We start from the raw sequence: 19,085 nt of genomic DNA on the forward strand, positions 1-19,085 counted from the left end.
CCCACCAACTCGTAAATCCGGATGTAACGATATCGCCATGTTGAAGCCCTTTTTGACGACTGCCGCCGCTGCCCTTCTTCTCGGTTCCGCTGCTGCCCGTGCTGCCGATGTCGGCATGGCGATCGACGTGCCCTGTCCCTTCGGTGACTGCAAGGCAGATACCAGCCTCTCTTATCTCGGCGAATACGACATTCCGACCGGTTTTATGGAAAACGGCGTCGAAGTCGGTGGTCTCTCCGGCATCGATTTCGATCCTTCAACCGGACACTATGTTTCCATCAGCGATGACCGCTCCGAAAAGGCGCCGGCGCGCTTTTACGATCTCGACATTGATGTCAGCGCCGCCGGTCTCAAGGGCGTGACAGTTCTCGATCACGTAACCTTGAAGGATAAGAACGGCCAGCCTTTTGCTTTTCGAACGGTTGATTCGGAGTCGGTCCGCATCGGCAAAGAGGGCATCTATTGGAGCAGCGAAGGTGACGGCAAGGCGCTGCTGCCGCCTTTCGTGCGGGTGGCCAATCGCGATGGCAGCTTCGTGCGCGAACTGCCGCTGCCCGCAGGTTTCGCACCGACGGCCGACAAGAGCACCGGCATCCGCGACAACCTTGCTTTCGAGGGTCTGACTTTCCTCGCCGGTGGCGATCTTCTTGTCGGCATGGAATCAGCGCTCTATCAGGACGGGCGGATGACGACGCTGACCAATGGCGCGCTTGCCCGCCTGATCCGCTACGACGCGGCCACCGGCGAACAGAAGGCGCAGTATGTCTATCCGGTCTCGCCGATCCCGCAGGCTGCCGCTAAACCCGGCGGTTGGAATGATTTTGGCATGTCGGAAATTCTGGCATTGGACGACCGGCACGCGCTGTCGATCGAGCGCGGTTATGCGCAGGATCTCGGCAATTCGGTCGTCATTAACATGTTCGATCTCGAAGGCGCGACCGATGTTTCGAATATCCCGTCCCTGGCCAAGACCGATCAGCGCATCGTGCCGGTTGGCAAGACGCAGGTCATGGATTTGCGCGCGCTCGGCCTTGCGCCCGACAACATCGAGGGTGTCACCTTCGGCAAGGCGAAAGACGGCACAGATGTGCTGATCTTTGTTGCCGACAACAATTTCAATCCGACACAGAAGACGCAGTTCTTTGCCTTCAAGGTCATCCGGCGGCCGCAATAGTCAGGGTGTTCACTCTCGCATCGGTAGTCGTCCGACTGTCACGGCAACGGATTATATAGGCTTTCGGGTTGCGGCCCTTGAAACAGCCTAGATCATACCCCATAACCGGTTGATCTAATAAAAAGAGTGAAGCAAGTCCGGTGGGTGTATTCGAACGTCATAAGCCGAGGGAGCCGCGCTGGCTAGGCCCAAGCGCCCCCGCGCGCATGGCCCTTATTCCGTCGATTTCAGCGGCGCGTTGGCTGCTGATCCTGATTGCGGCCGCCGGCATCTATTTCTTCTACGGTTTTCTCGTTCCGGTGCTGGCCGCGGCGGTAATCGGTTTCGCCACCTGGCCGCTTTATAGCGACCTCGTGCGCCGGACCAATGGCAACACGACACTCGCGGCAACCATCGCTATCGCCTTTACCGTCACCTTCCTGGTGCTGCCGATCGTCCTTTCGGCTATCTACATGGTCGGCGAAGTCCGCGAATGGTTTACCTGGGCGGTACATGTCAACCGCGATGGCGCCCCACCGCCACAATGGATATTAGCGCTGCCGATCGTCGGTTCCTGGCTTGGGGATCAATGGACGCAATATGTCGGCAGCCCCGGTTCGATCGGCGAATTGGCGCAGCTCGTCAGCGGCGCACATATCGGCAATATCTACCGCGCGGTGCTTGCCGCCGGCGGCGGCGCCTTCCATGTCGTGCTGACGTTGCTATTCATGCTGATCGCCCTGTTCTTCATCTATCGCGACGGAGCCAGTTTCGTTCGTCAGGTCGATCTTTTGGGCGAACGTATTCTGCCGAATCGCTGGGAGCGCATCTCCCGCGTGGTGCCGGCGACGATCAGCTCCACGGTCATGGGCATGACACTGATCGCCATCGGCGAAGGTGTCGTACTTGGCGTCGCTTATTGGATCGCAGGCGCGCCATCGGCAGTCACCCTCGGCGTTCTGACCGGTGTTATGGCTCTCGTGCCTGGCGGCGCGCCGCTCTCCATGTCGCTGGTGTCCATCTATCTGCTCGCGAGCGGCTCCCCTTGGGCCGGCGCGGGGCTGTTCATTTGGGGCACGGTCGAACTCTTCGTCGTCGACAAGACGTTGCGGCCGAAGCTCGTCGGCGGCCCGATCAAGTTGCCTTTCCTGCCGACCTTTTTCGGCCTTGTCGGCGGCGTCAAGACCATGGGCTTCCTCGGCCTGTTCATCGGTCCGGTACTCATGGCGATTATCGTCGCCATCTGGCGCGAATGGATCCGCGAGGCGGAATTGACCGAGGAACAGCACGCGCAGGAGCCGGAATTGCAATTGCGTATTCGGGACGGGTCGGACGGCTGACCAGCTTCTCACCCCTGCGGAAGCATCTTTTCCATGAATAGGCTGAGCGGATCAGGCTCGTAGCTGCCGAATGGTCCGATCTCGGTGTAGCCGAACTTGCGATAGAGACCGATTGCCTCCGGCTGGTATATGCCGGTTTCGAGCCGGAGCGCGGTCAGCTTTCTTTTTGTCGCCTTCTCTTCCAGCGCTCCCATCAGCATCTGTGCGACCCTGTGCCCTCTGGCAAGCGGATCGACAAACATGCGCTTGATCTCCGCCGTACCATCCCCCGCCTCAACCAACGCGCAGCAGCCGACCACATCGCCCTCGATCCGCGCGACCCAAAATGTCACTTCGGGCCTCTCCAGTGATTCCAGATCGAGCAGGTGATTGCTCTCCGGCGGATAAAGCGACTGTGCGTAGGCACTGGACATGTCGAGGAGACGGATGACGCCATCCTGGCGCGGTGATTCAACGGTAATCGTCAGTGGCAAGGTAAACACCCAAAGCTGCAATAGCCCAAAGCTGCAATAGCCGATGCGTATCACGCAGCCGCAAGAGCCGCCAGCGCCGCGAATGTCCGCGCCGTCTGCCGCCGCTCGGCGTTGGCAAGTTTCTCAACCATGTCAAGCAATTGCATCGCTGCGACAGGCGACTGTTCTGTAAGCCGGAATTTACGCATCAGCCGCGTCGAAACATTTTCGAGCATGGTGGCGCCATTCGCGCGCGATGCTTCGCGCCAGATCAATGTCGCCTCGACAAAGACGATGCTGATGTCGCGCGGCAGGCTTGCGGATTCGTAAAGCGCGCGGACGGCATAGACGCGGCCGGTAGAAAGAATGGAGCGCACCCGCCGCTCGTCGCAACCGGAAAGATTGGTGATCGCGCCGGCGAAGAAATCCACTTTTCCGGAGCAAAGCGCATGCATCAGGAAAGCCGGTGTCAACCAGCCGGACTGTCTGAGGTGCTCGATCAGGTCGGGAATGTCCTCATGCTGTACCGTGCCGGCTATGGAAACCGTCGCGGCTTCGCTGGCCTCGCGGGTAATATGCTGAAGTCGGCCCGCGCCGATCGTCGCCTGGATAAGGCTTGAGCCTATTAGTGCTTCGCTGACATGGCGCATCAGCAGGTGACGGACGTCTGATGGTAGCGTGTCACGATCAAGAAGCAGACCGCGTATGTCGGCATGATCGCCGAGGCGCTCCGCGATCCGCTTCAGCGAAGCGGGCGACAGCGACGCGCCATCGTTTTCCAGCAGGCAGAGGATTTCGGTCTCGCCGCCGATTTCGGCGAGTGCTGCGGAAACGGACCGCGACACCCGTCCGCGCGAGGCAATCAGGACGCGCGTCACATCGCTGCCCCGGAGTACAAGATCGACGAGATCCGCGTCGGTAAACACCGGTGAGAAAAGAATGACCTGCCCCGCGATCTCGGGCTGATCTTCCGCGAGCGACAGGATGACGTTGCGCGGCGCATTCGGGGAGCGCGCCACGGCCTCGGCAAGCGACAGGCGCACGCGCGGCGATGAATCGTCGAGCATGTAGGTCATGGCCATCTCGGCGGCAGCACGCTCTTCTCGTGGCATTGCCGATTGCAGATAGGCGCGCCCCAGTGCATTGGCCGCCCTAGCCCTGCTCTCTGCTTTGGCCGTCTCTGCCCAGCGAAGAAATGCTTCTATGATCACGCAACGCCCCGATATCGGCGGGACGAATCCCGGCCCGCAAACTCACATCGGTTACGTTAACGATGAAAGGTTTACGGGCCGTTTACCTTATTTATTAACCACTAATGCGAGACCGAAAGGCGCTGATCTCACGGCGCTTTCGGGCGCAGCAGTTCGAAGACGTCGCTGCCTTCGCTGTAGTCCATATAGCCCATGCGCGCGATAGGCCGCGCCAGCGTCATATCGAGCCGACCGTCGCGAATGATAGCCTCATCGACATGGATGCCGATAACCTGGCCGAAGACCATGATATTTTCCGATGGCTCGCCATCAAGGCCTTTGGGCTGCATGATCTCGGTCACGCGGCATTCGAGCACGGCAAAGGCTTCGGCCACATAGGGCGCATCTATTAGCCGGCCGGATTCGGCAGTCAGTCCGGCCAGTGAAAATTCGTTGATGCCGTAGGGCACCGCGATCGAGGAATGATTCATCTTTTCGATAAGATTGCGGCTGACGAGATTGGCGGTAAAGACACCGGTTTCTTCGACATTGCGCACGCTGTCCTTACGGCCCGCCGACGAGAACGTCACCAGCTTAGGCCGGTCGCTGACCGCATTGAAAAAGGAATAGGGAGAGAGGTTCAGGGAACTGTCCCGGCCCTTGCTGCCGATCCAGCCGATCGGCCGTGGTGCCACGATGGCCTTGAATGGGTCGTGGGCCAAACCATGCTGATTGGTGTCCGTCCTATAGAACATTACGTCCCCTCGCCGCCGACCCAGGTTACGGTTTCCGCCAGTTCCGGGCGTGGACGTTCGGTGGATGGGAAAGTGGATGAACCGATATGGATAAACCCGGCTACCTTTTCGCCTGGCTGGACGCCGAGCAGCGGATAGGCGCGCTCATCATAGGCAAACCATTCGGTCAGCCAGTTCGAGACCCAGCCATGGGCATTCGCCGCGATCAGAAGATTGAGGCAAAGGGCGCCCGCAGACATCAACTGTTCCCATTCCGGGATTTTGAAATGCGGTCCCGCCTTGCTGACGACGGCGATGACGACCGGTGCGCGGGTGAAACGCGTGCGCTCGACCTGGATCATCTCTTCAGATAAGTCCGGCTTGGCTTCCAGCGCCAGCTTCAAGAGCTCCTCACCGATCCGCACGCGCTCCTCGCCGCGATAGACGATGAAGCGCCAGGGTGCGAGTTTGCCGTGATCCGGCACGCGCGAGGCGAGCCGGAGAATATCTTCGATTTCGGCTTTGTCCGGGCCGGGTTCCATCATTTGAAAAGCGGGAATGGATCGGCGCACCGCCAGATAATCGACCAGCTTGATATCGGTTTTCATCGAATGATTGCTTTCATTTTCATGCGCGGGAAGAAGTGGGTCTTGAATTTGCCACTCCGTTGGTCTTGAAGTGGCCTGTGTTTTACCGGAAGTCAACGGTTGGGAATTGATGTCAGGCATTTCATCTGCTCGCCGATTGGGCACGGCATTCGCAATGCTCGCGAGCCTGAACACCGTTGCTTCGGCGGAAGATGCCTTCCACGAATTCAAGCAGCTCGACGGCAGCGTGAAGATGCCGAAGCTCAATGCCTTCATCGCGCCAGGCGGAGAAAATTCATCCGGTCAATCGCTGCGCGATGTCTCGCTAGAGGCCAAATTGGCGTCTGACACTGGCCCGCAACTGCAGGGCCTTTCCTGGTATGTCTTCAGCCCCTTTGCCGGCGCCGACGGCAAGCTGCCTCTGGTCGCAAGTTCGAAAGGCGGCTCGGCGTCCTTCCATCTCCTTCCCGGCGATTATTTCGTCAACGTCTCCTTCGGCCGTGCTGGCGTCACCAAGAAGTTGACGGTGCCTGAAAGCGGCGTGCTGCAGAAGCAGATCATGGTGCTTGACGCCGGCGGCATGGTGCTCAACGCCGTCTCAGGCTCCGACATGCGCATTCCGCCGGACGAACTGAGTTTTTCGATCTATTCCAGCGATGCGAAGGAAGACGGCGAGCGCGGTCTTGTCATGTCCGACGTCAAGCCGAACACGCTGGTCGGCCTTAGCGCCGGCACCTATCACGTCGTCTCCGAATATGGTGCCGTCAATGCCGTCATCCGTGCCGACATTCAGGTGGAAGCCGGCAAAGTGACCGAAGCGACGATCCAGCACAAAGCGGCGAAGATCACTTTTAAGCTGGTATCGGACGCCGGAGGCGAGGCAATCGCCGACACGGCCTGGTCGATCCTCACCTCCTCCGGCGACATCGTCGGCGAAAGCCTCAGCGCTTTCCCCGCCATGGTGCTTGCGGAAGGCCAATATACGGCCATTGCCCGCAACAAGGACAAGATCTATCAGCGCGACTTCACCGTCGCGGCCGGCAAGAACACCGATATCGAAGTGCTGATGAAGGAACAGCAGCCGCAGGACGCCAACGATCAGCAGCGGCCGGCGCAACAGATCCCGGTTCCGTCACCGCAGGTGCAGCAAAATCAAACTCCGCGGACGCAGCCAGCGGCCTCAGGCCAGCAACGCGCACTACCGACCTACGAGCAACTGGCGCCGGCTGGCGGCGACGATGGCGAAAGCATGGACTGACGGGAGATAGGCTTCGAATTTGCGCCGGCTGCCTCCGCTATACGGCTCTCTTTCGCAGCGCCCGCCTCGGAGGCGCCATGGAAAATACGGCACTATAGAGCTTCGACAACAGATCCTTACGGTCGTTGCCTTCGCTGAGCGCCTCCCAGGTCATCAGCCGGCCGATATGCGCCGTGATGGTGCTGCCGGAAAGGCGGCGGAACTCACGGATCAGCAGGGATAGACGCAGCGTCAGCGAAACACGGCTGGCAAGATGAAACAGCCGGCCGTTCTGCCCTTCGAAATAGACCGGAATGACGCTGGCGCGCGCGGACTGAATGAGCTTTGCCGGGAAAATTTTCCACGGCAGATCCTCGGCGCGGCCGAAACCCTTCTTGGCCGTCGCGACACCGCCCGCCGGAAAAACGATGATCGTCGTGCCTTCCTTGAGCAGGCGAACCGCCTCGTGACGCGTCCTCATATTGATTGCCATCGCCTCTTTGGTTTCCTCGAAGGAAACCGGCAGCGAATAATCGGCCATCTCAGGCACTTTCAGCAATTCGTTGTGGATCAGCACCTTGAAGGGTCTGCCAAGTTGCTCGGCAAGCGCCAGAATTGCGATGCCGTCGCCGATACCGAAGGGATGATTGGCGACGATGACGATCGGCGCATCCGGAATCTCCTGCGGCGGCCATTCGCCCTTGGCAACCAGGCTCACATCGATGAGATCGAGCATCTTGCCGAAGACGCGTTCGCTCTTGCCGACGATATCGCTGCGCCAGATGTCGTAAAGCCGGGCATAACGATCGCGGCCCGACAGGCCTTCGATGGAGCGGATGAACCACCGCTTGATGCGCGTATCCCGTTCGTTGGCGTAGGATAATTCTTTGAAATCCAAATCCGCGACGGGCTGCCCCGCTCCTTAAATTTCATAAGGGCCGTATGTCAGGCAAGGCCCGCAACATTCTGAATCATTGTCTATATTAAAGTTTCATGACAGTTGTCTGACGGCTCTTTGACGATGCCGCCAGACAACGTTAGATCTCAGGCGGCTTTGGTCCGCTTGGCTTCGCGCTTGCGCAGGATATCCGGTGGCGTCGCTTCGAGCGAAAGCGAGGCAATGGCTTCGTCGAGCGACATTGCCGTTTGCGCCTGGCTGCCGAGGCGGCGGATGTTGACCGAGCGCTCCTCGGCTTCCTTCTTGCCGCAGACGATGATGACGGGGACCTTGGTCACCGAATGCTCGCGAATCTTGTAGTTGATCTTCTCGTTGCGGAAATCGGTCTCGACGTCGAGCCCGGCTTCGCGCAGCGCTTCAGCAACCTCGTTGCCATATTCGTCGGCTTCCGAAGTGATGGTTGCCACCACCACCTGCAGCGGCGACACCCAGAGCGGCATATGGCCGGCGAAATTCTCGATCAGAATGCCGAGGAAGCGTTCCATCGAGCCGCAGATGGCGCGATGGATCATCACCGGCTGCGTCTTTTCGGAATGCTGGTCGATGTAGAAAGCGCCGAAACGCTCCGGCAGGTTGAAGTCGACCTGCGTGGTGCCGCACTGCCATTCACGACCGATGGCGTCCTTCAGCGTATATTCGAACTTCGGACCGTAGAACGCGCCCTCGCCCGGCAGAATCCCGGTCTTGATGCGTCCTTCAGACTGCGCCTCGATGGTCTTCAGAACGTCCATCATCACGCTTTCGGCACGATCCCAGAGGTCGTCGGAACCAACACGCTTATCTGGGCGAGTCGAGAGCTTGACGACAATCTCCTTGAAGCCGAAATCCTCGTAGACCGACAGGATGAGATCATTGATCTTGAGGCATTCGGCCGCCATCTGCTCGTCCGTGCAGAAGATATGCGCGTCGTCCTGCGTGAAGCCGCGCACGCGCATTAGTCCGTGCAGCGCGCCCGAGGGCTCGTAGCGATGCACTGCGCCGAATTCCGCGAGGCGGATCGGCAGTTCGCGGTAGGACTTCAAGCCATGCTTGAAGATCTGGATGTGGCCCGGGCAGTTCATCGGCTTCAGCGCGAAGACGCGATCGTCATCGGTCTCGTCACCGGCGACGGTGACCTTGAACATGTTGTCGCGGTACCAGCCCCAGTGACCCGAAGTCTCCCAAAGCGACTTGTCGAGCACCTGCGGCGCGTTGACTTCCTGATAGTCGCTCTGCAGCCGCCGGCGCATATAGGACACCAGCGTCTGGAACATGCGCCAGCCCTTGCCGTGCCAGAAGACGACACCCGGACCTTCTTCCTGGAAATGGAACAGATCCATTTCGCGGCCGAGACGGCGATGGTCACGCTTTTCCGCTTCGGCAAGGATGTGCAGATAGTTGTCGAGATCCGCCTGCTCGGCGAATGCCGTGCCATAGATGCGGGTCAGCATCGGATTGTTGCTGTCGCCGCGCCAATAGGCGCCGGCCACCTTCATCAGTTTGAAAGCCGAGCCGATCTGACCTGTGGAGGCCATATGCGGCCCACGGCAAAGGTCGAACCAATCGCCCTGGTAATAGATCTTCAGGTCCTGCCCTTCGGGAATGGCATCGACAAGCTCGACCTTGTAGCGCTCGCCCTTGGAGGCGAAGACTTCCTTTGCCTTCTCGCGCGACCAGATCTGCTTGGTGAACGGCGCATTGCGCTGGATGATCTCGCGCATCTTCTTCTCGATGACCGGCAGGTCGTCGGGCGTGAAGGGTTCGTTCTTGGCAAAATCGTAGTAGAAGCCGTTTTCGATGACCGGGCCGATCGTCACCTGCGTGCCGGGCCACAGTTCCTGCACCGCTTCCGCCATGACGTGCGCCGCATCATGCCGGATGAGTTCCAGCGCGCGGCCGTCGTTGCGGGTGATGATCTCGATCTTGCCTTCGGTCACCGGATCGGAAAGGTCGCGCACGGTGCCATCGATCGCAACGGCGACGGCCTTTTTGGCAAGCGACTTGGAAATGGATTCGGCAACATCCCGCCCGGTTGCGCCAGCATCGTAGCTGCGCATAGAGCCATCGGGAAATGTCAGGGAAACGGATTGGGACATCGAAATTCTCCTTGTCCAGTCCCGCCAACGAATGCGGGTGGTTTTGAAAGATGCGGTCAATCGATATTTACTGAACGCGGTCGCCTGATAGCGATATTTGCCGATTGAGTAAAGAAAAAGCAGCCTTAACAGCCGATCATCTCAGCCAATCCGCGTGCCGTGTTCCAGTTGCGCAACGTGCCGATGCCGAGGCGTCTGGTGGTCAGAGCCGAGAGCAGACGGGTCTCGCTCGCCTTGCCGCCGAAATCGATCCACAGGTCGCCATCGACTACCGCCAGGCGTTCCCGCCCATTTCTGTGTTTCTCGAGTGTTTCTATCACAGGCCGGTCCAACGGTTTTCGCATGACGCGGACAACGACTTCGCCACCATCGCCGTCGCCGAACGGATTGCCGGCGACAAGCTTGCGCCAAGTCTCGGCATCACGGGCAATGATATCGACTGGCTTGCCAAAGACCTTTGCGAAGCCTCCTTCGAGCTGCGCCTCGATCTTCCCAATTGGTTGCTCATCGGCCTCGAAAACGAGATTGCCGGACGCGACCAGCGTTTTGACGTTGGAAAATCCGAGACTCTCCGCCATTGCCCGCAAGTCGCTCATGACTACGCGCCGACCGCCGCCGAGAACGATGCTGTGCAGAAGCGCGACGTAGACCGCCATGCCGTCAGGCGGCCTTTTGTCCAAGGCGGAAATAGCGCCAGGGCATCCACCAATGGTAGCGGCCCTCTAGCATTTCCGGCACGGGATCGAGCCCGCTCGTGCCTCCGGGACCGCAGCGCGCCACGCGAAACAGCGTCATCCAGCCGCCGGCCCACAGGCCATGCCGGGCGACCGATTCATAGCCGTATTCCGAGCAAGTCGGGATATGGCGGCAGGAATTGCCAATGAAACTGGAAAGCGTCAGTTGATAGAAGCGGATGAGCCCCATCCCGAGGAGCCGGTCGGGCGTTTTCCGGAAGGGGCCCGAATAGTTGCGGGAATAGGCGGGCTTGCTGCTGCCGCGGAGCGGTATTTTGTCGCGCTTTACCCTTTTGGAGCCCGCGGCCACGCCTCCTTCATCTTCCTCATCTTGCATGGAGCAGAGATGGCACATCGCTCGCGGCCTCGACTAAACAGCTTCGGCCGCCACGGCTTGGTGGGATCCGCGCGCAGCTTCGATCTGTCCGACCGCATCCACCACAGCATCGAACGTCAGCATCGTCGACGCATGCCGCGCCTTGTAATCTCTGACCGGCTTCAAATAGCGCATGTCTTCGAAACGCCCTATGGGCCCCTCGCCGTCCGCCTTCAGCATCGCAAGCATGTCCTCGCGGGCGCTACGCAATTCCGCCGCAGTGGCGCCGACGACATGGCGCGCCATGATGGAAGAAGAGGCCTGTCCGAGCGCGCAGGCCTTGACGTCGTGGGCAAAATCGGTCACGACGTCGCCGTCCATTTTCAGCCAGATCTTGACGCGGGAACCGCATAGCCGGGAATGGGCCTGAGCGCTTGCATCGGCGTCGGAAAGACTGCCGATGCGTTCGATATTGCCGGCAAATTCCAAAATCTTGCTGTTGTAGATGTCGTCCATTATCGCTTTGCTCCGACGCGCTCGTTCCTTGTTTCATAACAAAAAACACAGCGTGTCTCGTTAGGACACTTTCACAGGGACAATGCCATACTATATGTATGTCGTTCGAAGACCACCAAATTGCAATGGTCTTCTGTAAGTTTGATGGGAAACCGTGCAGGACGGCAGGCTTGTCCGCCAGCCAGAACGCCCCGGAGCCCGCCAAAGGTGCATAATTCTCCACGTTCCGGAGGATACCAGTGGCGAGTCCGACAAAATGAGATCCGCGATGCGGATCAGGAGACCACAGGTAATGGACGCCATTGTGAAGAACTTTCCGCAAGCAATTGAATCCAATCCGATATTGGACCGTCCCTCTCAGAAGGAAGCCGAGGACGCAGTGCGCGTTCTGCTTCGCTGGGCAGGTGACGATCCGCAGCGTGAAGGGCTGCTCGATACGCCGACCCGTGTCGCCAAGGCTTACCGCGAACTCTTCTCCGGCTACGATTTGAACCCCGAGGACGTGCTCGGCCGCACCTTCGAGGAGGTCTCCGGCTATGATGACATGGTCCTCGTGCGCGACATCCCGTTTTTCTCGCATTGCGAACACCACATGGTGCCGATCATCGGCAAGGCACATGTGGCCTATCTGCCGAGTGGCCGCGTCCTCGGCCTGTCGAAGATCGCGCGTGTCGTTGAAATTTTCGGCCGTCGCCTGCAGACGCAGGAGGCCATGACCGCCCAGATCGCCAATGCCATCGACGACTCGCTGCGCCCGCGCGGTGTCGCCGTCATGCTCGATGCGGAGCATATGTGCATGGCAATGCGCGGTGTGCAGAAGCAGGGCTCGTCGACGTTGACGACGACCTTCACCGGCGCCTTCAAGGCCGATCCGGCCGAGCAGGTCCGCTTCATGACGATGGTCCGGAGCCGCTGATTGGGCTTTGCACGAAAGAGCCGAGATGAACCTGGTATTCAACGAGCCTTCCGAAGATAAATCCGAGCTTGAAGATGCGGGCGATTTCACCCCCCGTTTCGATGATCGCGGCCTGATCACCGCGATCGTCACAGACGCTCATGACGGTGAACTGCTGATGGTCGCGCATATGAATGCCGAAGCCTTGGTACTGACCATCAAGACAAAAACGGCGCACTACTTCAGCCGTTCGCGCGGAAAAATCTGGAGAAAGGGTGAAACCTCCGGAAATCTGCAGACGGTGAAGGAGATGCGTACCGATTGTGATCAGGATGCTATCTGGCTGAAAGTTGAGGTCGCCGGTCACGATGCAACGTGCCATACTGGACGGCGTTCCTGCTTCTATCGCACTGTCGAGCTGGTGGATGGAAAGCCGGTGCTGAACATCGTCGACGATCACCTGCATTTCGATCCCGGCGACGTTTATGGGCGCTAAGCACCGCCTGCCGGCTTAAGAGCAACAGCGAAATATACGATTTGGAAACAAAAAAGGGACAGTATTTTAGCAAGAGGCAGGCATACGCCTCGGAGGAAGCACACCATGTTAAATTGGGGGTTGATTCGTCAGAGCGGTGGTCAGGCTCCTGCCGGTTCAGGTCCGACCACCTCACAGAACATACCTGCTCTGCCGTCTGACCCTACTCCCCCAAAGAAAGTAAAGATCGCGCTGGCACTTGGCGGTGGCGCCGCCCGCGGTTGGGCGCATATCGGCGTACTGCGCGCCTTGAGTGAGGCAGACATCGAGGTCGGCATGATCGCCGGCACCTCCATCGGAGCCCTGGTCGGCGGCTGTTATCTTGCCGGCAAGCTCGATGAGCTGGAGGGCTTTGCCCGCTCGCTGACCATGCGCCGCATCGCCAGTCTTCTCGATCTCACCATCGGCGGCAGCGGTCTTTTCGGCGGCATGCGGCTTACCAAGCGTATGCAGGAACACCTTGAAGGCTTCACGATCGAGGACCTGGATCATCCTTTCGTCGCCGTCGCTTCGGAACTGAATACCGGCCACGAAGTCTGGATCACGAACGGTTCGCTGATCAATGCGCTGCGGGCATCCTATGCACTGCCCGGCATTTTCGAGCCGGTGCGCAGCAATAGCCGCACGTTGGTGGACGGCGCGCTGGTCAACCCTGTGCCTGTTTCCGTTTGCCGTGCCTACGAACAGCCGCTCGTGGTCGCCGTCAACCTGCATTACGATCTCTACGGCCGTTCGGCCGTCGTCAAACACAATACCGGTTCATTGAATGGTGAGCCGCAACGCGAAGCGCCCTATACCAAGCTCGGCATGACCGGCGTCATGGTGCAGGCTTTCAATATCATCCAGGATCGAATTTCCCGTGCACGCCTTGCCGGCGATCCGCCGGACCTGGCGCTGCACCCGCGCCTTAGCGACATCGGTCTCTCTGAGTTTCATCGTGCCGGCGAAGCAATCGAGCGCGGATATGAAGAAACTTCCGTCCGGCTTGCAGAAATCAGGCGCATGCAGGAAGCTTTTGCCCGATAGGGCGTCAATTATTCGGATGGGAAAAGACGCCGCGGATGCGAAGCCGATTTTCCCGGCGAGCACGCTAGCTCCGCCAACGCCGCGCTACCGGTCCTTCGCTCTTGGCTCAGGGCGCTGATTGCTGCAATCGACCCATCGGGTCGATTGCGCTGGTCGCCCCAAACCGCTCCTCACCCTGCGATATAGGCCTTGATCTGCTCGGCCTCGAGCTCGATTTCACGGATGCGCCATTTGACGACGTCGCCGATCGAGATGATGCCCGTGAGTTTGCCTTTGTCTTCGACCGGTACATGGCGGAAGCGACGGTGTGTCATCAGTTCCATCAGCTCGTCGGTGGTGGAGTCTTCCTTGCAGCGGTGCACCTTCGCGGTCATCAGCGAAGCAATCGGCTGGTTGAGGCTGTCCGGGCCGTGCTTGGCGACTGCGTTCACGACATCACGTTCTGTGAAAATGCCCGAAATCTTCCCCGCCATTCCGACGACGACGATGGCGCCAATGCGGTTCTCACTCAGAATTTTGGCGGCTTCCGCAAGCGTCGTATTTCCCCCAGTGGTGACGACATTGCGACCTTTGGCATCAAGTATGGCTTTAACGGAGACTGACATTCGATCCTCCCATCTCGAAAGCAAAGTGAACAAATGAGCTTCGGGTTTGTTCCGAATCGCCCCTGGATTCGGACCGATGCTGCCTTCATCGACCGGCGCCGGTCTCCACCCCACGCGGCCGACAGGTATGAATGGTGCGCTAGTGGGCACAAGAAAGCAACAGCTTCATTTCGCCTATGGGGCCGAGTTTTCGAGTTCGATGCGGGGTTGCCGATCGAACAGGGAAAATAGCAGGAAGCCGAAAAGGAAGCCGCCGATATGCGCATCCCAGGCGACCGGCTGCGCGTTGTCGCCGACGATCGTTATGCCGAAAGCGACGAGCGCATTGCCCGCGATCCACATCACGATGTAGGCGACGACCGTGCGGCTGCGCAGGGAGGCCGCGATCGACAGCCGCGGATTGAGATGCGCCTGCCGGATGCCGACACGGCGGCCATTCATGGCGGGAAAAGCAAAGCGGCAGGCGGCTCCCATCAGCCCAGAAACGACGCCCGATGCGCCGATCAGCAAGCTTTGATCGCCCCAATAAATCACAGCATGCAGGAATGCCGAAGCAGCCGCAGAAAGAACCCAGAAGATCACATAGCGCGCAACGCCGATCCGGCGCGCGACGGGCGCGGCAAAGACCATCAGCCACAGCCCGTTGAAGACGATATGTTCGATGCCCCCATGCAGGAGCGAGTAGGTTACCGGCGTCCACAACCATTCCAGCCCCTGTTGCGACAGCGGATAGGCATATCGTGCGGGAATGAAGCTGAACGTGAAGTACAGCCAATTCAGCGTATCGTCCGACCACCAGGGCAGGTTTTGAATAGCGAAGACGATGACAAGCAGGCCGAGGCTGGCGAGAATGACGGGAGGCAGGTTGAAAGCAGGAACGCGCTTCGGCGGCCCATTTTCCTCGGGCTCGTGGCGCGGCGGCTCTGCATCATCCATGACTTGCTCTGATATCTTGAGAAGAGACTCGAGACATACAGCAGCGAATATCAAAAAAAAAGCCGCCCAACCCTGTTGGACGGCTTGTTCGGGCGCCCCTTACTGGGATGTGCCGCAATGGTATGTCCCACGCCCGAGAAAGTTTGTGCTGAAGGTCACCCTCGTGAAGTGATGGTCTATTTCTCTCATTCATGGCCGTCAAAGGCAAAGGAAACCCTCTGTTAACCCTAACGCCCCGGCTGTGGCATGAAACCAGCATGGCGTGATGCAGGGGCAATGAATGCCCGGGCATCTGAACTGAAATGGGACATGGACGCGTCATGCGGCAGAAAACCAGCACAGAGATATTTACCTATTGGGAGCAACTTCGCGGCAGTGCGGATGCCCCCTTGCGCAATTTGATACAGCCTTCGGCGGTCCGCCATATCCTGCCCCAGCTCTTTATTCTGGAGTCGGTGCCGGACGAGGCCCCGCGCTTCCGGCTGGCCGGAACCGCGATCTGCAGCTTTATGGGACGCGAACTTCGCGGCGAGAGCTTTGCCACATTGTGGGCGGGCAGCCAGCCCGACGATCCCGTGCGCATCGCCGCCGGCGTGATGGCGCATGTGGTTCCTGCCCTGATCAACGCGACCGGTTACAGCATCAGCGGTCGCAACATTGCCTTTGAAATGGTGCTGATGCCGGTACGTTCGGCCGGCGATGTCTGCGATCGGCTGCTCGGCTGCCTGACGCCCATTGCACCCGCGTCTTGGCTCGGCAGCGAGCGTCTGGAATTCCTGGCGCTTGACCGCAGCCGATTGCTGTACGGGCGCCCTGCCCGGCCCGTTGAATTGCCATCACATCCCGAGCCGGACGACTCGATCTTTCAAAAGGACGGTGCTGGCTTGGGTGAATTGATGCGCCGCTCCCTGGATCAGAAAGCGGTTGAGCGCAATCACGGAAAGGTTGACCCATCACGATACAGATTCAACCGTCTTCTCTGAGTTATCCCTCAGAGAAGACAACCTTACCTTAAGAAGTTTCGGCTATTGATTGCATGAGACATAATCGGTTCAAGAAGCCCTTTCATGCATTCATTCCAGTCAGCTCAGACGACGCGGCCAAACCAGTTGGCAGGGAATGCGGCTCGCATGGATCAGCGGACCTTTCAGCGGGTTCCGATCAATATTCAGGGCCGTCTGATGCTGGCCAATTATGAGGAATTTGAATGCCTGGTCACGGATATGTCGCCGGGCGACATGTACGTGACTTGCCTGGGGCGTCCGCGCACCAATGAGCGGGTTGTAGCCTATATTGACCATCTCGGCCGGGTCGAAGGCAATGTCGTTGCCGTCGATGCCCGCGGCTTCAGCATGTCGATCAACGCCACCGACCGCAAACGGGAGAAGCTCGCCGCTCAGCTTACTTGGCTGGCCAACAAGCATGAGCTCGGGCTGCCGGAAGATCGTCGTCACGACCGCCTCACACCACGCAACACGGTCAGCGAATTGATGCTGGAAGACGGCACGCGCTATGTGTGCCGCATCATGGACCTTTCACTCTCGGGGGCCGCCGTCGATGTCGAGGCACGCCCGCCGATCGGAACGCCCGTGCGCCTCGGCAACATGCGCGGCCGCGTCGTGCGCCACTTCATGGAAGGTGTCGCGATCGAATTTCTCTCGCTGCAATCCCGTGAGACCTTGCGCGAGTTTCTCTGAATCTGTCATCTTGCAGACACGTCGGCTGCTGAGATAGCGGCGTTTCGCCTCTCTGTCTCGTGTAACGGCCAATGAAGACGCTTTATCCTGAAATCGATTCCTATCATCAGGGCATGCTCGACGTCGGCGATGGGTACAGCATTTGTTGGACGCAATCGGGCAATCCGGACGGTGTTCCCGTTGTCGTCCTGCATGGCGGTCCGGGTTCCGGCAGTTCCGCCAGCACCCGCCGCTTTTTCGATCCGGCACACTATCGTATCATCCAGTTCGACCAGCGCGGTTGCGGAGCGAGCCTGCCGCATGCGTCCGAGCCGGAAGCCGATCTTTCCGCCAACACCACATGGCACCTGCTTGGTGACATAGAGCAGCTTCGCCACTTCTTCGGCATCGAGCGCTGGCTGGTTTACGGCAATTCCTGGGGTTGCACTCTGGCACTGGTCTATGCCGAAGCGCATCCACAACGTGTCGCTGCCCTCCTTGTCGTTGGCGTCACCATGACACGGCAATCCGAGATCGACTGGCTCTATAATGGGCTTGCCCGTTTCTTTCCCAAGGAATGGGAGCGCTTCCGAGCTGGCGTGCCGGAGAGCGAGCGCGATGGAGATCTGGTTGCCGTATACCATCACTTGCTTCGTAATCCGGATCCGGCCGTCCATATCAAAGCTGCCAAGGACTGGCACGACTGGGAATCGGCTTCGATCCTCATCGATATCAGGGCGACTTTGCCCAGCCGCTGGTCCGATCCCAAATATCTCACTGCAAGAGCACGCATCATCACCCATTACTTCCATAATCGCGGCTGGCTGGAAGACGGACGGATATTAAGGGACATCCACCGGCTCGACGGCATCCCCTGCGTGATGATCCAAGGGCGGCTCGATCTTGAGGCGCCCGTCGTCACCGCGTGGGAGCTTTCACGGGCATGGCCTGCGGCAAGATTGGTCGTGGTTCCCAATTCCGCCCATTCGCCCGCGACATCGGAGATGGCGGCAGCCATTGTCGACGCTACGGACGAATTTTGCGCGATTGGCTGACGGCCAAAGAAATCAAATATTTTTTTGAGCACGCTTTTTCCCAAAATGGCACAGTTGCAAGGGAATTTCCGACGCTGGCGAGATCGCAACAGTGCACCGAGAGGAAGCGACCGTCCCATCTTGGCGCTCCCATCGGCCAACGGCGTGCCTAACCAACTTCTGTCGCAGAGAACAGAATCCTTTGGAAACAACGGGATAAGGGGAATCCGAGCGCGGTAGTTTCCGCGGAAAAACATTCGAATTTTAATCGAATTCTCTGAAAGTTCGATTCAAGTTTTGCTCTCATTTTACGACAATTCGATCCGTATTTGAATCAACTAAGTCCTTAATTTGACTATGTAATTTTGCGTCGGATAAAAGCCTGCATGTCATTCTGTTCCCAATAAAACAGGGACACGGACATGAGCTTTCAATTCCTCCTTCGCGGCTATGCCGCCATGGCTCTTTTCACCTTCGGCTGTCTCGGCTTCGCCCATGCGACGCCGGCCAATATGACGATCACCGGCGACGCTGCCCCCCCGATCGGCCATTATGAGTTCTGCAAGGAAAATCCGAAGGAATGTGCTTATGCCGGCGGCGATGCTGGTCCCGCTATCCTTACCGAAGATCGCTGGAAGGCCATCCTGAAGATCAACTACACGGTCAACACGACGATCAAGCCGATGACCGATATGGAGCTCTATGGCGTCGAGGAAAAATGGGCGATCCCGACCACTGCCGGCGACTGCGAGGATTTCGCGCTGCTGAAGCGAAAGGAACTGATCGATGCCGGCTTTTCCGCCTCCGATCTGCTGATGACGGTCGTGCTGCAGCCGAACGGTGAAGGCCATGCCGTGCTGACGGTGCGCACCGATCGCGGCGACTTCGTTCTCGATAACATGCGCAACAAGGTAAAGCTTTGGTCGGACACCGAATACACCTTCCTGAAGCGTCAGTCCGCTGACGATCCGGCCCGCTGGGTCAAGATACAGGATGGCCGCGCCGTCGCAGTCGGCAGCTTGAAATAAGCGCCTTTCCACCACACGGTCACCGGCGACCTTGCACCGGCGATCTCAGTCAAAGGCC

General features: G+C 59.0%; 21 protein-coding genes. 10 read left to right on the forward strand and 11 right to left on the reverse strand.

Features of this window, described 5'->3' with window-relative positions:
- The first annotated feature begins 37 nt into the window (after positions 1 to 37).
- Both K290_RS0118160 and K290_RS0118165 read left to right on the forward strand, forming a co-directional pair.
- A complete protein-coding gene (locus K290_RS0118160) occupies positions 38 to 1,174 on the forward strand; it encodes an esterase-like activity of phytase family protein (protein ID WP_028753258.1) in 1,137 nt (378 codons plus the stop codon).
- A gap of 140 nt (positions 1,175 to 1,314) precedes the next feature.
- The gene (locus tag K290_RS0118165; protein ID WP_028753259.1) at positions 1,315 to 2,493 is read left to right on the forward strand and encodes an AI-2E family transporter; all 1,179 of its coding nucleotides are present in this window, start codon (positions 1,315 to 1,317) and stop codon (positions 2,491 to 2,493) included.
- An 8-nt stretch (positions 2,494 to 2,501) separates the two neighbouring features.
- On the opposite strand, the gene K290_RS0118170 is transcribed toward K290_RS0118165, so the two are convergent.
- From K290_RS0118170 to K290_RS0118185, 4 genes are all read right to left on the reverse strand, one after another.
- Positions 2,502 to 2,906, reverse strand: coding sequence for a GNAT family N-acetyltransferase (locus K290_RS0118170; RefSeq protein ID WP_051264126.1), 405 nt, complete (start codon positions 2,904 to 2,906; stop codon positions 2,502 to 2,504).
- 110 nt (positions 2,907 to 3,016) lie between these two features.
- Complete coding sequence (locus K290_RS0118175; RefSeq protein WP_028753261.1) at positions 3,017 to 4,171, reverse strand: DUF2336 domain-containing protein; 1,155 nt, start codon at positions 4,169 to 4,171, stop codon at positions 3,017 to 3,019.
- 113 nt (positions 4,172 to 4,284) lie between these two features.
- A complete protein-coding gene (locus K290_RS0118180) occupies positions 4,285 to 4,890 on the reverse strand; it encodes a flavin reductase family protein (protein ID WP_028753262.1) in 606 nt (201 codons plus the stop codon).
- A complete protein-coding gene (locus K290_RS0118185) occupies positions 4,890 to 5,477 on the reverse strand; it encodes a nitroreductase family protein (RefSeq protein WP_028753263.1) in 588 nt (195 codons plus the stop codon). The genes K290_RS0118180 and K290_RS0118185 overlap by 1 nt, the downstream gene beginning before the upstream one ends.
- Positions 5,478 to 5,586: 109 nt before the next feature.
- Here K290_RS0118185 and K290_RS0118190 point away from each other — a divergent pair, with 109 nt between their 5' ends.
- Complete coding sequence (locus K290_RS0118190; protein ID WP_028753264.1) at positions 5,587 to 6,714, forward strand: hypothetical protein; 1,128 nt, start codon at positions 5,587 to 5,589, stop codon at positions 6,712 to 6,714.
- Positions 6,715 to 6,751: 37 nt separating this feature from the next.
- Here K290_RS0118190 and K290_RS0118195 read toward each other — a convergent pair whose 3' ends face one another.
- The 5 genes from K290_RS0118195 to K290_RS0118215 all read right to left on the reverse strand — a co-directional run bounded on the left by K290_RS0118195 (position 6,752) and on the right by K290_RS0118215 (position 11,292).
- Entirely contained in the window at positions 6,752 to 7,591 is an 840-nt protein-coding gene (locus K290_RS0118195; RefSeq protein ID WP_028753265.1) for a lysophospholipid acyltransferase family protein, read from the reverse strand.
- A gap of 146 nt (positions 7,592 to 7,737) precedes the next feature.
- Positions 7,738 to 9,726, reverse strand: a complete 1,989-nt coding sequence (gene thrS / locus K290_RS0118200) for a threonine--tRNA ligase (RefSeq protein ID WP_028753266.1) — start codon at positions 9,724 to 9,726, stop codon at positions 7,738 to 7,740.
- A gap of 125 nt (positions 9,727 to 9,851) precedes the next feature.
- Positions 9,852 to 10,382, reverse strand: a complete 531-nt coding sequence (locus tag K290_RS0118205) for a DUF1697 domain-containing protein (RefSeq protein WP_028753267.1) — start codon at positions 10,380 to 10,382, stop codon at positions 9,852 to 9,854.
- Between the two features lie 4 nt (positions 10,383 to 10,386).
- Positions 10,387 to 10,815, reverse strand: a complete 429-nt coding sequence (yidD, locus tag K290_RS0118210) for a membrane protein insertion efficiency factor YidD (protein WP_028753268.1) — start codon at positions 10,813 to 10,815, stop codon at positions 10,387 to 10,389.
- A 15-nt stretch (positions 10,816 to 10,830) separates the two neighbouring features.
- Positions 10,831 to 11,292 carry an iron-sulfur cluster assembly scaffold protein gene (locus tag K290_RS0118215; protein WP_051264122.1) on the reverse strand — a complete coding sequence of 154 codons (462 nt, stop codon included), beginning with the start codon at positions 11,290 to 11,292 and terminating at the stop codon, positions 10,831 to 10,833.
- A gap of 292 nt (positions 11,293 to 11,584) precedes the next feature.
- Here K290_RS0118215 and folE point away from each other — a divergent pair, with 292 nt between their 5' ends.
- The 3 genes from folE (at position 11,585) to K290_RS0118230 (ending at position 13,748) form a co-directional block, all read left to right on the forward strand.
- Positions 11,585 to 12,208, forward strand: a complete 624-nt coding sequence (folE, locus tag K290_RS0118220; protein WP_028753270.1) for a GTP cyclohydrolase I FolE — start codon at positions 11,585 to 11,587, stop codon at positions 12,206 to 12,208.
- A gap of 25 nt (positions 12,209 to 12,233) precedes the next feature.
- The gene (gene hisI / locus K290_RS0118225) at positions 12,234 to 12,683 is read left to right on the forward strand and encodes a phosphoribosyl-AMP cyclohydrolase (RefSeq protein WP_028753271.1); all 450 of its coding nucleotides are present in this window, start codon (positions 12,234 to 12,236) and stop codon (positions 12,681 to 12,683) included.
- A gap of 105 nt (positions 12,684 to 12,788) precedes the next feature.
- Positions 12,789 to 13,748 (forward strand): patatin-like phospholipase family protein, encoded by a 960-nt coding sequence (locus K290_RS0118230; protein ID WP_028753272.1) that lies wholly within the window; start codon positions 12,789 to 12,791, stop codon positions 13,746 to 13,748.
- A 170-nt stretch (positions 13,749 to 13,918) separates the two neighbouring features.
- On the opposite strand, the gene K290_RS0118235 is transcribed toward K290_RS0118230, so the two are convergent.
- Together K290_RS0118235 and K290_RS0118240 are read right to left on the reverse strand one after the other, a co-directional pair.
- The gene (locus tag K290_RS0118235; protein ID WP_028753273.1) at positions 13,919 to 14,353 is read right to left on the reverse strand and encodes a CBS domain-containing protein; all 435 of its coding nucleotides are present in this window, start codon (positions 14,351 to 14,353) and stop codon (positions 13,919 to 13,921) included.
- A gap of 174 nt (positions 14,354 to 14,527) precedes the next feature.
- Positions 14,528 to 15,304, reverse strand: a complete 777-nt coding sequence (locus K290_RS0118240; RefSeq protein WP_028753274.1) for a rhomboid family intramembrane serine protease — start codon at positions 15,302 to 15,304, stop codon at positions 14,528 to 14,530.
- A 305-nt stretch (positions 15,305 to 15,609) separates the two neighbouring features.
- On the opposite strand from K290_RS0118240, the gene K290_RS34490 reads away from it, so the two are divergent.
- From K290_RS34490 to K290_RS0118260, 4 genes are all read left to right on the forward strand, one after another.
- A complete protein-coding gene (locus K290_RS34490) occupies positions 15,610 to 16,272 on the forward strand; it encodes a PAS domain-containing protein (protein WP_051264123.1) in 663 nt (220 codons plus the stop codon).
- A gap of 84 nt (positions 16,273 to 16,356) precedes the next feature.
- Entirely contained in the window at positions 16,357 to 16,986 is a 630-nt protein-coding gene (locus K290_RS0118250) for a PilZ domain-containing protein (protein WP_028753275.1), read from the forward strand.
- Between the two features lie 71 nt (positions 16,987 to 17,057).
- Positions 17,058 to 18,020, forward strand: a complete 963-nt coding sequence (gene pip, locus K290_RS0118255; RefSeq protein WP_028753276.1) for a prolyl aminopeptidase — start codon at positions 17,058 to 17,060, stop codon at positions 18,018 to 18,020.
- Between the two features lie 401 nt (positions 18,021 to 18,421).
- Positions 18,422 to 19,027, forward strand: a complete 606-nt coding sequence (locus tag K290_RS0118260) for a transglutaminase-like cysteine peptidase (RefSeq protein WP_028753277.1) — start codon at positions 18,422 to 18,424, stop codon at positions 19,025 to 19,027.
- The last annotated feature ends 58 nt before the right edge of the window (positions 19,028 to 19,085 follow it).

The organism is Rhizobium leucaenae USDA 9039 (assembly GCF_000426285.1).
Classification (GTDB): domain Bacteria; phylum Pseudomonadota; class Alphaproteobacteria; order Rhizobiales; family Rhizobiaceae; genus Rhizobium; species Rhizobium leucaenae.

Excerpts from the sequence above, each read along its gene's own strand:
- K290_RS0118205 (WP_028753267.1), bottom strand. The coding sequence starts at position 10,382 with ATGGCGGTCTACGTCGCGCTTCTGCACAGCATCGTTCTCGGCGGCGGT.
- K290_RS0118230 (WP_028753272.1), top strand. The coding sequence starts at position 12,789 with ATGTTAAATTGGGGGTTGATTCGTCAGAGCGGTGGTCAGGCTCCTGCC.
- yidD (WP_028753268.1), bottom strand. The coding sequence starts at position 10,815 with ATGTGCCATCTCTGCTCCATGCAAGATGAGGAAGATGAAGGAGGCGTG.
- hisI (WP_028753271.1), top strand. The coding sequence starts at position 12,234 with ATGAACCTGGTATTCAACGAGCCTTCCGAAGATAAATCCGAGCTTGAA.
- K290_RS0118215 (WP_051264122.1), bottom strand. The coding sequence starts at position 11,292 with ATGGACGACATCTACAACAGCAAGATTTTGGAATTTGCCGGCAATATC.
- pip (WP_028753276.1), top strand. The coding sequence starts at position 17,058 with ATGAAGACGCTTTATCCTGAAATCGATTCCTATCATCAGGGCATGCTC.
- K290_RS34490 (WP_051264123.1), top strand. The coding sequence starts at position 15,610 with ATGCGGCAGAAAACCAGCACAGAGATATTTACCTATTGGGAGCAACTT.
- K290_RS0118235 (WP_028753273.1), bottom strand. The coding sequence starts at position 14,353 with ATGTCAGTCTCCGTTAAAGCCATACTTGATGCCAAAGGTCGCAATGTC.
- thrS (WP_028753266.1), bottom strand. The coding sequence starts at position 9,726 with ATGTCCCAATCCGTTTCCCTGACATTTCCCGATGGCTCTATGCGCAGC.
- K290_RS0118260 (WP_028753277.1), top strand. The coding sequence starts at position 18,422 with ATGAGCTTTCAATTCCTCCTTCGCGGCTATGCCGCCATGGCTCTTTTC.
- K290_RS0118250 (WP_028753275.1), top strand. The coding sequence starts at position 16,357 with ATGCATTCATTCCAGTCAGCTCAGACGACGCGGCCAAACCAGTTGGCA.
- K290_RS0118160 (WP_028753258.1), top strand. The coding sequence starts at position 38 with ATGTTGAAGCCCTTTTTGACGACTGCCGCCGCTGCCCTTCTTCTCGGT.
- folE (WP_028753270.1), top strand. The coding sequence starts at position 11,585 with ATGGACGCCATTGTGAAGAACTTTCCGCAAGCAATTGAATCCAATCCG.
- K290_RS0118190 (WP_028753264.1), top strand. The coding sequence starts at position 5,587 with ATGTCAGGCATTTCATCTGCTCGCCGATTGGGCACGGCATTCGCAATG.
- K290_RS0118185 (WP_028753263.1), bottom strand. The coding sequence starts at position 5,477 with ATGAAAACCGATATCAAGCTGGTCGATTATCTGGCGGTGCGCCGATCC.
- K290_RS0118180 (WP_028753262.1), bottom strand. The coding sequence starts at position 4,890 with ATGTTCTATAGGACGGACACCAATCAGCATGGTTTGGCCCACGACCCA.
- K290_RS0118170 (WP_051264126.1), bottom strand. The coding sequence starts at position 2,906 with ATGTCCAGTGCCTACGCACAGTCGCTTTATCCGCCGGAGAGCAATCAC.